This is a genomic window from Streptomyces sp. NBC_00454 (genome assembly GCF_041434015.1).
In the GTDB taxonomy this organism is placed as follows: Bacteria; Actinomycetota; Actinomycetes; order Streptomycetales; family Streptomycetaceae; genus Streptomyces.
Genome location: NZ_CP107907.1, coordinates 5,511,100 through 5,525,168, shown reverse-complemented (window position 1 = coordinate 5,525,168; position 14,069 = coordinate 5,511,100). Strand labels below are relative to the sequence as shown.

Annotated in this window: 9 protein-coding genes; 3 read left to right on the top strand and 6 right to left on the bottom strand. The window is 70.8% G+C overall.

Annotation, left to right across the window (positions count from 1 at the left end; genetic code table 11):
- The first annotated feature begins 86 nt into the window (after positions 1-86).
- Positions 87-1,622, top strand: coding sequence for an MFS transporter (locus OHU74_RS25620; protein ID WP_371618045.1), 1,536 nt, complete (start codon positions 87-89; stop codon positions 1,620-1,622).
- A gap of 83 nt (positions 1,623-1,705) precedes the next feature.
- Here the strand turns inward: OHU74_RS25620 and serA are convergent, their stop codons facing one another.
- The 6 genes from serA to OHU74_RS25590 all read right to left on the bottom strand — a co-directional run bounded on the left by serA (position 1,706) and on the right by OHU74_RS25590 (position 11,517).
- Entirely contained in the window at positions 1,706-3,295 is a 1,590-nt protein-coding gene (gene serA, locus OHU74_RS25615; protein ID WP_371618044.1) for a phosphoglycerate dehydrogenase, read from the bottom strand.
- Positions 3,296-3,570: 275 nt separating this feature from the next.
- The gene (gene ilvC / locus OHU74_RS25610) at positions 3,571-4,572 is read right to left on the bottom strand and encodes a ketol-acid reductoisomerase (protein WP_371618043.1); all 1,002 of its coding nucleotides are present in this window, start codon (positions 4,570-4,572) and stop codon (positions 3,571-3,573) included.
- A 129-nt stretch (positions 4,573-4,701) separates the two neighbouring features.
- Entirely contained in the window at positions 4,702-5,226 is a 525-nt protein-coding gene (gene ilvN, locus OHU74_RS25605) for an acetolactate synthase small subunit (protein WP_053677671.1), read from the bottom strand.
- A gap of 31 nt (positions 5,227-5,257) precedes the next feature.
- Positions 5,258-7,147, bottom strand: a complete 1,890-nt coding sequence (locus OHU74_RS25600) for an acetolactate synthase large subunit (RefSeq protein WP_371618042.1) — start codon at positions 7,145-7,147, stop codon at positions 5,258-5,260.
- Between the two features lie 215 nt (positions 7,148-7,362).
- Positions 7,363-10,287 carry a putative bifunctional diguanylate cyclase/phosphodiesterase gene (locus tag OHU74_RS25595; protein WP_371619813.1) on the bottom strand — a complete coding sequence of 975 codons (2,925 nt, stop codon included), beginning with the start codon at positions 10,285-10,287 and terminating at the stop codon, positions 7,363-7,365.
- A gap of 282 nt (positions 10,288-10,569) precedes the next feature.
- Positions 10,570-11,517: a 2-hydroxyacid dehydrogenase gene (locus OHU74_RS25590; RefSeq protein ID WP_371618041.1), complete on the bottom strand. Its 948-nt coding sequence runs from the start codon at positions 11,515-11,517 to the stop codon at positions 10,570-10,572.
- Positions 11,518-11,597: 80 nt separating this feature from the next.
- On the opposite strand from OHU74_RS25590, the gene OHU74_RS25585 reads away from it, so the two are divergent.
- Together OHU74_RS25585 and OHU74_RS25580 are read left to right on the top strand one after the other, a co-directional pair.
- Positions 11,598-12,605 (top strand): aldo/keto reductase, encoded by a 1,008-nt coding sequence (locus OHU74_RS25585; RefSeq protein WP_371618040.1) that lies wholly within the window; start codon positions 11,598-11,600, stop codon positions 12,603-12,605.
- A gap of 242 nt (positions 12,606-12,847) precedes the next feature.
- Positions 12,848-14,065 carry a sorbosone dehydrogenase family protein gene (locus OHU74_RS25580; RefSeq protein ID WP_371619812.1) on the top strand — a complete coding sequence of 406 codons (1,218 nt, stop codon included), beginning with the start codon at positions 12,848-12,850 and terminating at the stop codon, positions 14,063-14,065.
- Positions 14,066-14,069: the final 4 nt, after the last annotated feature.

The window sequence follows — 14,069 nt, the reverse complement described above, 5'->3', positions numbered from 1 at the left end:
AGCAAGACATCCGTATAAGACAACCGTCCCAGAAATCTATACAGACGTACTAGACAGAGGTTTATGACGCTTGTACATTACTGCTCATGACGAACCCCGCAGCACGTCTCGCCGGTCGCCGGGAATGGATCGCCTTCACCGTTCTCGTGCTCCCCCTGCTCCTGGTCTCGATGGACGTCTCCGTCCTCTACTTCGCCATCCCGGCCATCACCCGGGAGCTCGACCCCAGCTCCACCCAGCAGCTCTGGATCTTCGACAGCTACGCCTTCGCCCTCTCCGGCCTGCTGATCACGATGGGCTCGCTCGGGGACCGGATCGGCCGCCGCAAGCTCCTGCTGATCGGCGCGGCGGCCTTCGGACTCGCCTCCGTCGCCGCGGCCTACGCCTCCAGCGCCGAAATGCTCATCGCGGCCCGCGTCCTGCTCGGCATCGGCGGCGCGACCCTGATGCCCTCCACGCTCGCCCTGGTGCGCAACCTCTTCCAGGACGACAAGCAGCGCGGCAAGGCCATCGCCATCTGGTCCGGCGCCATGACCGGCGGCATCGCGCTGGGCTCGGTGCTGAGCGGCGTGATGCTGAACCACTTCTGGTGGGGCTCCGTCTTCCTGATCAACGTGCCCGCGATGCTGCTCCTGCTCGCCCTGGTCCCGGTCCTGGTCCCCGAGTTCAAGGACCCGGCCCCCGGCCGCTTCGACCTGCTGAGCGTGCCCCTGTCCATGGCCGCCGTACTGCCGGTGGTCTACGGCCTCAAGGAGATCGCCGCCGAGGGCTTCAGCCCGCTCTACGCCGCCTGCATCGCCGCCGGCCTGGCCTTCGGATACGCCTTCCTCCGCCGCCAGCGCACCCGTGACGACGCCATGGTCTCCCGGGCCCTCTTCCGGGTCCGCGGCTTCGGCGCCGGCATCGGCCTGAACACCATCGCCGCCTTCGCCATGATGGGCTCGGCCTACTTCAACACCCAGTACCTGCAGTCGGTGCTCGGCATGGGAACGCTCGAAGCCGCCCTCTGGAGCCTGGCGCCGTCCGTCCTCATCGGCGCCGCCGCCCCGGTCAGCGCCGTGCTCGCCCAGAAGACCGACCGGGCCTACGTCATCGCCGGCGGCTTCGTCCTCGCCGCCGCCGGGTTCGCCCTGATCAGCCTGGTCGGCACGGACTCCCTGTGGCTGCTGCTGACCGGCGCCGGCGTCCTGGCCAGCGGCATCGTCACCGTGATGTCCCTGGTCTCCGACATGGCGCTCGGCGCCGCCCCCGCCGAGAAGGCCAGCTCCGCCGCCTCCCTGCTGGAGACCGGCCAGGAGTTCGGCGGCGCCCTCGGGATGGCCGTCCTGGGCAGCCTCGGCACCGCCGTCTACCGCTCGGACCTCGCGGACTCCGAGCCCGCCGTACGGGAGACCCTGGGCGGAGCCGTCGCCGCGGCGCAGCAGCTCGGCGGCGCACCGGGCGGACAGGTCCTGACCCTGGCCCGCGAGGCCTTCGTCCACGGAATGCAGTACGCGGCCTGGGGCGGTACGGTCCTGCTCCTCGCGGCGGCGGTGCTCGCCACGGTCCTGCTGCGGGGCCGCGGAGCACCCGCCCCGGCCGGGGCGGAGCGGGCGGAGGCGGGCGAAGCGCTCGCGCACTGAGCCCCGTAGGGCAGTAGGCGCCGTACACACGAAAGGGCCCGGGGAAACCCCCGGGCCCTTCGCGTATGCCTACTGGCGCTGGATCAGCCGAGGCTGACCGTGCGTGCCGAGACGGCGCCGATCTCGGTGGCGATGTCCGCGAGCACGTTCGCCGGAGCCTCGGCGTCGACCGTGAGGACCGCGAGGGCCTCGCCGCCCTCCTCGGCGCGGGCGACCTGCATGCCCGCGATGTTCAGGCCGGCCTCACCGAGGATGCGGCCGACAGCGCCGACCACGCCCGGGCGGTCGGTGTAGCGCAGGACGACCATGTGGTCGGCGAGCGCCAGGTCCACGTCGTACTCGCCGATGCCGACGATCTTCTGAAGGTGCTTCGGGCCCACGAGCGTGCCGGAGACCGACACCTCCTGGCCGTCCGACAGGGTGCCGCGGACGGTCACCACGTTGCGGTGGTCCGGGGACTCCGAGGAGGTGGTCAGACGGACCTCGACGCCGCGCTCCTGCGCGAACAGCGGGGCGTTGACGTAGGAGACCGTCTCGTCGACGACGTCCTCGAAAACACCCTTGAGCGCGGAGAGTTCGAGCACCTTGACGTCGTGCTGGGTGATCTCGCCGCAAACCTCGACGTCGAGACGGACCGCGACCTCGCCCGCCAGCGCGGTGAAGATGCGGCCGAGCTTCTCGGCGAGCGGCAGGCCCGGACGGACGTCCTCGGCGATGACGCCGCCCTGGACGTTGACCGCGTCCGGAACGAGCTCGCCGGCGAGCGCGAGGCGCACCGACTTGGCGACCGAGACACCGGCCTTCTCCTGGGCCTCGTCCGTGGACGCGCCGAGGTGCGGGGTGCAGACGACCTGGTCGAGCTCGAACAGCGGGGAGTCCGTGCAGGGCTCCTTCGCGTACACGTCGAGGCCGGCGCCGGCGACGCGGCCCTCCTTGATGGCCGAGTACAGCGCGGCCTCGTCCACGATCCCGCCGCGGGCGGCGTTGACGATGCGCACGGACGGCTTCACCTTGTGCAGGGCCTCGTCCCCGATGAGACCGAGGGTCTCGGGGGTCTTGGGCAGGTGCACGGTGATGAAGTCGGCGACCTCGAGGAGCTCGTCCAGCGTCAGCATCTTGACGCCCATCTGGGCGGCGCGCGCGGGCTGCACGTAGGGGTCGTACGCGACGATCTTCATGCCGAAGGCCGACATGCGCTGGGCGACCAGGACGCCGATGCGGCCGAGGCCGACGACACCGAGGGTCTTCTCGCTGAGCTCGACGCCCGTGTACTTGTTCCGCTTCCACTCGCCGTTCTTCAGCGCGGTGTTGGCCTGCGGAATGTGGCGCGCGGTGGCGACGAGGAGGCCACAGGCCAGCTCGGCGGCGGTGACGATGTTGGAGGTCGGGGCGTTCACGACCATCACGCCGGCCTTGGTGGCGGCGGAGACGTCTACGTTGTCCAGACCGACTCCGGCGCGGGCGACGACCCTCAGCTTCTTCGCGGCGGCGATGGCCTCGGCGTCGACCTTGGTCGCGGAGCGGACCAGGATGGCGTCCACGTCCACGATCGCGGGGAGCAGCTCAGCGCGGTCGGCGCCGTTGCAGTGCCGGATCTCGAAATCCGGGCCGAGCGCCTCGACGGTCGCCGGCGACAGCTCTTCGGCAATGAGTACGACAGGTTTCGAGCTCACGTGGGTCCTCACAAGTCCAGTGCGGACGGCCGTCCCGACGGCCGCAGGCGGTGGAGGGGGTAGCCGCGTGGAAGACGCACGACACTGTGGGCCTGACGCGTTGTGTTGAGCAGTGTAGTGGCGGAATCGGGAAGGATTTCCGCCGCTACGGAAGGATCACCCGTCCGTGATTGGCCGGGGTGGACAAGCGGGCCTCCAGGAGGCCGCATTCCGCGTGCAGGTGGTGCGGTGCGGCGGGGCCGGGACGCACCGTCCCGGCCCCGCCACGCGCGAGATCAGCTCTCGTCGTTGTCGACCCAGCTCATCAGCTTGCGGAGCTTCTTGCCGGTGGTCTCGAGGAGGTGGGCCTCGTCGGCCTTCTTGTACTCGTTGTACTTCGGCAGACCGGCCTTGTACTCGGCCATCCAGGTGTTGGCGAACTCGCCGTTCTGGATCTCCGCGAGGACCTTCTTCATCTCGGCCTTGGTGGCGTCCGTGATGATCCGGGGACCGGTGATGTAGTCGCCCCACTCGGCGGTCTCGGAGACCGACCAGCGCATCTTCTCCAGGCCGCCTTCGTACATCAGGTCCACGATGAGCTTCAGCTCGTGCAGGCACTCGAAGTACGCGATCTCCGGCTGGTAGCCGGCCTCGGTCAGGGTCTCGAAACCGGCCTTGACCAGAGCCGAAGCGCCACCGCAGAGAACGGCCTGCTCACCGAACAGGTCGGTCTCGGTCTCCTCGGTGAAGGTGGTCTTGATGACACCCGCACGGGTACCGCCGATACCGGCCGCGTAGGAGAGCGCGAGCTGGAACGCGGAGCCGGTGAAGTCCTGCTCGACGGCGGCGATGCAGGGCACGCCGCGGCCTTCCTCGTACTGACGGCGGACCAGGTGACCCGGGCCCTTCGGCGCGACGAGGGCCACGTCCACGTTGGCCGGGGGCGCGATGAAGCCGTAACGCACGTTGAAGCCGTGACCGAAGAAGAGCGCGTCGCCCTCGTTCAGGTGCTGCTCGATCGACTCGGTGTAGATCTCGGCCTGGAGCGGGTCCGGCGTCAGGATCATGATGACGTTCGCCCAGGCGGCCGCCTCGGCGACGGGCAGGACCTTCAGACCCTGCTCCTCGGCCTTGGCCTTGGACTTGGAGCCCTCGTGCAGACCGACGACGACGTCGACGCCCGAGTCGCGGAGCGACAGCGCGTGGGCGTGACCCTGGCTGCCGTAACCGATGACCGCGACCTTGCGGTTCTGGATGATGGACAGGTCGGCGTCGTTCTCGTAGAACAGCTCGGCCACTGGGAACTCTCCTTGGTGCGCTGGTGTTGCTCCCACCGTACGGCGGGGAACGGAATAGGTGTTTCTCGGTCTCGCCATCCGAGCGGCGGGCCGGTCCCGGGTGCTGGGGACCGGCGCCGCCCGGTCGGCTCAGGCGCTGCGGTCGAGCGCGCGCAGGCTGCGGTCCGTGATGGACCGGCCGCCGCGCCCTATGGCGATCGTGCCGGACTGGACGAGCTCCTTGATGCCGAAGGGCTCCAGCATCTTGAGCATCGCGCCCAGCTTGTCGGTGCCGCCGGTGGCCTCGATGGTGACGGCCTCCGGGGAGACGTCGACGGTCTTGGCGCGGAACAGCTGGACGATCTCGACGATCTGCGAGCGCGTTTCGTTGTCGGCGCGGACCTTCACCAGAACGAGTTCGCGCTCGATGGCGTTGTGCTGCTCCAGCTCGACGATCTTGAGCACGTTGACCAGCTTGTTGAGCTGCTTGGTCACCTGCTCCAGCGGGAGGTCCTCGACGTTCACGACGATGGTGATGCGCGAGATGTCGGGGTGCTCGGTGACACCGACCGCGAGGGAATCGATGTTGAACCCGCGGCGGGAGAACAGCGCGGCGATCCGGGCGAGGATGCCGGGCGTGTTCTCGACCAGGACGGAGAGCGTGTGCTTGGACATGTGAGTCTTTCTCTCTCTCGGCTCTCTCGGCTCAGTCGTCTTCGTTGTCGCCGAAGTCGGGACGGACGCCCCGGGCGGCCATGACCTCGTCGTTCGAGGTGCCGGCGGCGACCATCGGCCACACCATGGCGTCCTCGTGGACGATGAAGTCGATCACCACCGGGCGGTCGTTGATCGCGTTGGCCTCGGCGATGACCCGGTCCAGGTCGGCCGGGTCCTCGCACCGCAGCGCCACGCAGCCCATGGCCTCGGACAGCTTGACGAAGTCCGGGACGCGGGTGCCCTTGCGGGGGGCGCTGGACTCGCCGAGCTGGGAGCCGACCGCCGTGTCCTGGCCGGTCTCGTCCGCGTGCAGCACGGTGTTGGAGTACCGCTGGTTGTAGAACAGGGTCTGCCACTGGCGGACCATTCCCAGGGCACCGTTGTTGATGATCGCGACCTTGATCGGGATGTTGTTCAGCGCACAGGTGACCAGCTCCTGATTGGTCATCTGGAAACAACCGTCACCATCGATCGCCCAGACCGTACGGTCCGGCATGCCGACCTTGGCACCCATCGCGGCCGGAACCGCGTAACCCATGGTCCCGGCACCGCCTGAGTTCAGCCAGGTGCGGGGCTCCTCGTACTTGACGAAGTGTGAGGCCCACATCTGGTGCTGGCCGACGCCGGCCGCGTAGATGGTGTGCGCGGGGGCCAGCTGGCCGATCCGCTCGATGACCTGCTGCGGGGACAGCATGTCCTCGGAGGGCTTCTCGTAGCCCAGCGGGTACGTGTCGCGCCAGCGGCTGAGGTCCTTCCACCAGGCGGAGTAGTCGCCGGCGTTGCCCTCGGTGTGCTCGGCCTGGACGGCCTGGATCAGGTCGGCGATGACCTCGCGGGCGTCACCGACGATCGGGACGTCCACCGCACGGTTCTTACCGATCTCGGCCGGGTCGATGTCCGCGTGGATGATCTTCGCGAACGGGGCGAAGCTGTCCAGCTTGCCCGTGACGCGGTCGTCGAAGCGGGTGCCCAGCGCGATCAGCAGGTCCGACTTCTGCAGCGCCGTCACCGCGGTCACCGCACCGTGCATGCCCGGCATGCCCACGTGCAGCGGGTGGCTGTCGGGGAAGGAACCCAGCGCCATCAGCGTGGTGGTGACCGGGACCCCGGTCAGCTCGGCCAGGACCTTCAGCTCAGCCGTCGCACCGGACTTCATGACGCCGCCACCGACATACAGGACCGGGCGCTTGGCCTGACAGATCAGCTTCGCGGCCTCACGGATCTGCTTCGCGTGCGGCTTGGTCACCGGACGGTAACCCGGGAGATCCTGCGTGGGCGGCCACGAGAACGTGGTCTTCGCCTGCAGGGCATCCTTCGCGATGTCGACCAGGACCGGACCGGGACGGCCCGTCGAGGCGATGTGGAAAGCCTCCGCGATCGTCCGCGGAATGTCCTCGGCCCTGGTCACCAGGAAGTTGTGCTTCGTGATCGGCATCGTGATGCCCACGATGTCCGCCTCCTGGAACGCGTCCGTACCGATCGCCTTCGAGGAGACCTGCCCGGTGATCGCGACGAGCGGGACGGAGTCCATGTGCGCGTCGGCGATCGGGGTGACCAGGTTGGTGGCACCCGGACCCGACGTGGCCATACACACGCCGACCTTGCCCGTGGCCTGCGCATAACCGGTGGCAGCGTGGCCGGCCCCCTGCTCATGGCGGACCAGGATGTGACGGACCTTCTTGGAGTCCATCATCGGGTCGTACGCCGGGAGGATGGCGCCGCCCGGGATCCCGAAAACGGTGTCGCACCCCACCTCTTCGAGAGAGCGGATGAGGGACTGCGCACCCGTGACGTGCTCAACTGCAGCGGACTGGTGTCCGCCGTTACGGGCCCGCGGCTGCGGATGGTGGGCCCCGGTGGCCTGCTCGGTCATCGGCATTCTCTTCTCGAAGCTGAGGGTTTTACGAGGAGTGTTTAACGAGATTCGACGTTGCCAGTGCAACAAAAAACCCCTCGTGCCGGGAGGCAAGCGAGGGGAGCGCGTCGGGTGCGTTGAGCGGGGACATGCTGGTCCCAGCTTCAGCCGACGCGCTTTCCAAGTACGAGAATTCGGGTGCGCATGGCATTGACCCTCCCTCCGGCGGGAGGGTGATGTCAAGCGGGTGGGACGGGCGTCTCATTATGTGAGCCTCTGTGGATGACCATGGAGCCCCCGGGTGAACCGCCGGCCCATGCGGGTTGGGCCGCACCGCCCGGTACTGGGAACGTACCTCTCACGAGCGCGCGGCGCAGCCTGTACTCGTCCAGAGGGCCCGAGAAGGCCATCCCCTGGCCGTGGGTGCAGCCCATCGCGCGCAGGGCCATGACCTGCTCGGGCAAGTCCACTCCTTCGGCCGCGGACTGCATGCCGAGGTCGTTTGCGATCCGCAACAAACCTGCGGTGATCTTGTGGAGGCGGGGGGACTCCACGACCCCTTCCACCAGGCCGCTGTCCAGCTTGAGCATGTCCACCGGGAGCCGCCGAAGGGCACTGATGGCCGCGTAACCGCTGCCGAAGCCGTCCAGGGCGATCAGCACCCCGAGCCGGCGCAGGGCCGCCAGGCGGCGCTCCAGGTCGTCGAAGGGCACCCTGGGGTCGGAGACCGCGAGTTCCAGGACGAGCGCCCCCGAGGGCAGCCCGTGCCGGGTCAGCAGGGCTTCCACGGAGCCCAGCGGCATCGACCGGTCCAGCAGCCGCTGCGCGGTCATCCGTACGGCCACGGGCACGTCGTGCCCGGCCCGGTGCCGCTCGGCGGCCTGCCCGACGGCCTCCTCCAGCAGCCAGCGGCCCAGCTCGGCGGTGCGCGAGGCGTCCGGCAGGGCGGCGTGCCCCAGCCCGTGCCCCTGCCCCTGCCCGGTGAGCCCGTGCCCGCCGCCTTCGCTGTACTCGGCGACCCGCAGGAACTCGGCCGGAGTGAACAGGATCCCCTGGGCCGAACGCCACCGGGCCTGCGCGGCCACCGCGGCGATCTCGCCGGTGGCCAGGGAGACCACGGGCTGGTGCAGCAGGGCGAACTCTCCGTCGTGCAGCGCGGTGCGCAGCCGCCCCGCCAGCTCGGCCTTGCGGACCACCTCGGCCTGCATCTGGGGCGCGTACATCTCCACCCGGTTCTTGCCGCCCGCCTTGGCCCGGTACATCGCGAGATCCGCGTTGCGCATCAGGTCCGAAGGGGTGATGCCGGGGTCCGCGAAGGCCACGCCGATGCTGGCGGCGACCCGTACCTCGCTGCCCGCGATCCGGTACGGCTGGGAGAGCGTGGTGCGCAGCCGGTCGGCGATCTCGTGGACCTGGTACTCGCGGGCACTGCGGTCGCGGCTGCCGTCGCCCAGGATCAGCGCGGCGAACTCGTCGCCGCCGAGGCGGGCCGCGGTGTCCCCGGCCCGGACCGATTCCTGGAGCCGGCAGGCGGCCTCGATGAGCAGTTCGTCGCCCGCCTGGTGGCCGATGGTGTCGTTGACGGCCTTGAAACCGTCGAGGTCGATGAAGAGCACGGCGGTGCTGTGGTCCCCGGCCCGTCGGCCGGTCAGCGCCTGGCGGACCCGGCGGGTGAACAGGGCCCGGTTGGGGAGGTCGGTGAGCGGGTCGTGTTCGGCGCTGTGCTGGAGCTGCGCCTGGAGCCGGACCCGCTCGGTGACGTCGCGGCTGTTGAGGATGAGCCCGCCCTGGTGGCGGTTGACCGTGGATTCCACGTTGAGCCACTCGCCGCCGCCGGACTTGAAGCGGCACTCGATGCGGGTGGTCGGCTCCTCGGTGGGCGGGGCCGCCAGGAAGCGGCGTACCTCGTGGACCACGCGGCCGAGGTCCTCGGGGTGGATCAGGGTGGCCAGCTCGGTGCCGACCAGCTCCTCCGCCTCGCGGCCGTAGACCCCGGCGGCGGCAGGGCTGACGTAGCGCAGGGTCCCGGTGGGTGCGGCGATCATGATGACGTCGCTGGAGCCCTGGACCAGGGAGCGGAAGTGGTTCTCCTTCTGGGCCAGTTCCTGGGTCAGCGCGATGTTGTCGAGGAGCATGATGCCCTGCCGGACGACCAGCGCGAGCACCACTGTGCAGCCGGTGAAGACGACGACCCGGTCGACCTTCCGGCCGTCCACCACGTTGTAGAGGATGCCGAGGGTGCAGACGGCCGCCGCGAGGTACGGGGTCAGGGCGGGCAGCGAGCCGGTGATGGGACGGCTGTGCGGCCGCTCGGCGCGTACGGGGGCGGGCGGGGGTGCGGGGACCGGGCTTATGCGGCGGGCGCCCCACGGCGCGTACGCGAGGAGCAGGGAGCCCGCGAACCACCCGGCGTCGAGGAGCTGGCCGGACTGGTACCCGTCGCTGAGCAGGGGCGAGGTGAACAGCGCGTCGCTGAGCACGGTCAGCGCGAGGGCCGCGATCGCGGTGTTCACTGCGGAGCGGTTGGCCTCGGAGCGGCGGAAGTGCAGCACCAGGACCATCGAGACGAGCGCGATGTCCAGGAGCGGGTAGGCCAGCGAGAGCGCCGCGCGCGGAACGCTCCCGGGGGCGCCCGACTGCGCGGTGCGCGCCGCGTGCGCGAGGGCAAGGCTCCAGGACAGGGTGAGCAGGGAACCGCCGATGAGCCAGGAGTCGAGCGCGAGGCAGACCCAGCCGGCTCTGGTGACCGGGCGTTTGGCGAGGACGAGCAGGCCCACGATGGCGGGCGGCGCGAAGCACAGGAAGGCGAAGTCTGCGATGGAGGGCTTCGGCACGGCCTCGCCGAGGATCACCTCGTACCAGCCCCAGACGGCGTTGCCGCAGCCGCCCATGAGCGAGGAGAACGCGAACAGCAGCCACGCGGGGCGTTCGCGGCTGTCGATGGCCCGCGCGTACGTGAAGCAGGAGACGGCGGCCAGCAGGCCGGCGGCGCTGAGGCCGAAGTCGCCCATGACCTCGGCGAGTTCCTCGGACCCCCAGCCGAGCGCGGCGCCGACGGCGTACCCGCTGCAGACCACTGCGAGGAGGAGCTGCATCGCCAGGTTCTTGGCGCCGCCGCCGGCGAGGGGCTGACGGGTCAGGAGCGCGACCCCCGGGGCGCTCACCGGTCCCCCTCGCTGGCTGGTTTCGGTGCAGCCCAGTCCCGGCACCGTCGCCTCCGGCGGCTTCGCCGCGTCGGATCCTTCGTCCATTGGCCGTACATCGCCCGTCGCCCCCCAAAGTGTCCGATCACTCCCCAGCGCCAGACGTTCGTGGCGCAGCCCCTTGTTCCGGACGATACACCACTTTCGTCACTCAGGGACATAGCTTCTCTACTCTCCGTCACCACGTGGGGAGTTGTGTCCACTGAGCGCATCCGTCCGACTGCGGAGCGTGCGCACCAGGCGTCACTCCGTGATCAACACCGTGTTCTCCACGGGCTCCCCGGCGGCGAGGCGGCGGAGCTGCCGGGCCAGCAGGCGCTTCGCCCGGGGCTCGAACGCCGAGCTGCTGCCGCCCACATGGGGCGTGATCAGGACACCCGGAGCATGCCAGAGCGGATGGCCTGAAGGCAGTGGTTCCGGATCGGTGACGTCCAGCGCGGCGCGCAGCCGGCCCGACTCCAGCTCCAGGACGAGGGAGTTGGTGTCGACGACGGGACCGCGCGCCACGTTCACCAGCAGCGCCCCGTCCTTCATGCGGCCGAGGAACCCGGCGTCCGCGAGTCCGCGCGTCTCGTCGGTGAGCGGTGTGGAGAGAATCACCACATCGGCCCGGGGCAGGAGTTGGGGCAGATCGGCGAGGGCGTGCACCGGCCCGCGCGCCGTGGTGCGCGCCGTCCGCGCGACCCGCTCGATCCGCTCGCACTCGAAGGGCGCGAGCCGGTCCTCGATGGCCGCGCCGATCGCCCCGTAGCCGATGATCAGTACGGACTTGTCCGCGAGGGCCGCGTAGAACCCGGAACGCCACTCCTCGCGGTCCTGGCCGCGCACCATGCCGGGGATCCCGCGCAGGGAGGCCAGGGTGAGGGTGAGCGCCAGTTCGGCGGTGCTCGCCTCGTGGACGCCCCGGGCGTTGCACAGCCGTACGCCGGGGCGCAGGTCGCCGAGGCCGCCCAGGACGTGATCGATGCCGGCGGTCAGGGTCTGGACGACCCGCAGGCCGGGCATCGCGGCCAGCGGGCGCACGGTGACGGCCGGGGACTTCATGTACGGGGTGACGTAGAAGACGCAGGCGGCCGGGTCCGCCGGGAAGGTCTCCTCACCATCCCATTGGCGGTACCGGAAGGAATCGGGCAGCCCCTCGATCTCCTCGGCGGGGAACGGGAGCCAGACGTCCGGAGTCTCTGTAGTCATGATCACGAGGCTATGCCAGGGGATCCGGACCGAGCCGTTAGTTTGTGTGCGGACCGGGAGGACCAGGGGGGGACGCACGGGTGGAGCGCAGGTCGATCGGGGCGGGGGCGCTGACGGTGGGCGCCGTCGGGCTCGGCTGCATGCCCATGAGCGGGGCGTACGCGCCTTCGCGCAGGCGGCGCGAGGACTCGCTGCACACCGTGCACACGGCCCTGGACCTGGGCGCGAACCTCCTGGACACCGCCGACCTGTACGGCCCCTACACCAATGAACTGCTGCTGGGCCGGGTGCTGTCGCAGCGCCGGACGGACGCCTTCGTGTCCGCCAAGGCGGGGCTGCGGGCCGACGGGCTGCACGTGGTGGCCGACGGGCGGCCGGGGTACCTGCGGCGGGCCTGCGACGCCTCGCTGCGGCGGCTGCGCACCGACGTCATAGACCTGTACCAGCTGCACCGGGTGGACCCGGACGTGCCGGTCGAGGAGACGTGGGGCGCGCTGGCCGATCTGGTGGGCGCGGGGAAGGTGCGGGCGCTGGGCTTCTGCACCCTGGGCGCCGCGACCGGGCCGGGCGCGGGACGGCGCGGGGACCGGGCCTACGAGACGACCCTGCGCCACCTGGAGCGGGCGCAGCAGGTGTTCCCGGTGAGCGCGGTGCAGGCGGAGCTGTCGCTGTGGTCCCCGCAGGCGGCCTGGCAGTTGCTGCCGTGGTGCGCGGCGCGCGGGGTGGGGTTCCTGGCGGCGATGCCGCTGGGGAGCGGGTTCCTGACGGGGACCCTGACCCCGGGCGAGGGGTTCGAGCCGCAGGACGTACGGGCGAGGCATCCGCGGTTCACGGCGTACGCGATGGCGGCGAACCAGGTGCTGGTCGCGGGGCTGCGGCGGGTCGCGCGGCGGCACGGGCCCGAGGTGACGGCGGCGCAGGCGGCGCTGGCGTGGGTGCTGGCGCAGGGGCCGCAGGTGGTGCCGGTTCCGGGGGCCGGGCAGGCGCGGTGGGCGGCGGAGAACGCGCGGGCGGCGGAGGTCAGGCTGACCGCCGAGGACCTGGCGGAACTGTCGGAGCTGCCGGCGCCGATGGGGGCCTGGGACTGAGCCCGGGGCCGGGCGAGGCCGGGCCGGGCCGACCCCACAACCACTCGATCGAGTGTACGAGCGCCGGAACTTCGGGTATGACCGCGGCGGTTGAGACGTGTGAAGGCGTGAGCGACGGACCGAAGGGGTGCAGGACGATGCGAAACGAACGCAACGGCGAACGCAACGGCGACCGGAACGGCGAAGGCAATCAGGGGCGGGCGGCCGCGGCGGAAGGGCGACGGGATCGGATCCGGGTACCGATGCCGTACGTCGCCCCGCGCGCCCGGGTCCGCGGAGTGCTGACGGCGTTCGCCCTGGCCGGATGCGGGGCGCTGCTGGCGGCGGGATGCTCCCCGCCGGGCGGCGCCGGGGCCCGGCCGGGCGCCTCGCCACCGGGCCCGGAGTCCGGCTCGTCGGCGCCGGGCTCCGCGGACGGGGCCTCCGCGTCGGCGTCCGCGCCGGCCACGGCCTCGGGTCCGCCCGCCAAGGGCGGGGTGACGGTGACCGGCGTGGTCGCCAAGGACCTGGAGGCCCCGTGGGGCGTGGCTCCGCTCCCGGACGGGAATCTGCTGGTCGCCTCCCGGGACAAGGGCACGATCAGCCGGGTCGATGTGGCCACGGGCGCGGTGACCGCGGTCGGCAAGGTGCCCGGGGTGGCCCCGGGCGGCGAGGGCGGGCTGCTGGGCCTGGCCCTGTCCCCCTCCTTCGCCTCGGACCGCATGGTCTACGCGTACTTCACGACCGAGTCCGACAACCGCATCGCACGGCTGCGCTACGACGACAAGAGAGCGGCCGGCGACCAGCTGGGCGCACCCGACACGGTGCTCCGCGGCATCCCCAAGGGCCTGATCCACAACGGCGGCCGGATCGCCTTCGGCCCGGACAAGATGCTCTACGCCGGGACGGGCGAGAGCGGTGAGACCGGGCTCGCACAGGACAAGAAGTCGCTGGGCGGCAAGATCCTGCGGATGACCCCGGACGGGCAGCCGGTGCACGGGAATCCCGAGGCCGACTCGGTCGTCTACTCCTACGGGCACCGCAATGTCCAGGGACTCGCCTGGGACAAGGACAAGCGGCTGTGGGCGGCCGAGTTCGGCCAGAACACCTGGGACGAGCTGAATCTGATCGAGCCCGGCGCCAACTACGGCTGGCCCGAGGCGGAGGGGAAGGCGGGCAAACCGGGGCTGCGCGATCCGGTGGCGGTGTGGAAGACCGACGAGGCCTCGCCGAGCGGGATCGCCTGGGCACAGGGCTCGATCTGGATGGCCGGGCTGAAGGGTCAGCGGCTCTGGCGGATCCCCCTGTCCGGGGCGGACCCGGTGGCGGAGCCCGAGGCCTTCCTGGAGGGTCAGTACGGCCGGCTGAGGACCGTGGTGGCCCTCGGCGGGGACAGATTGCTGCTGGTGACGAGCGAGACGGACGGGCGCGGGTCGCCGGAAGCCGGCGACGACAGGATCCTGACACTGACGGTGCGATGACCGG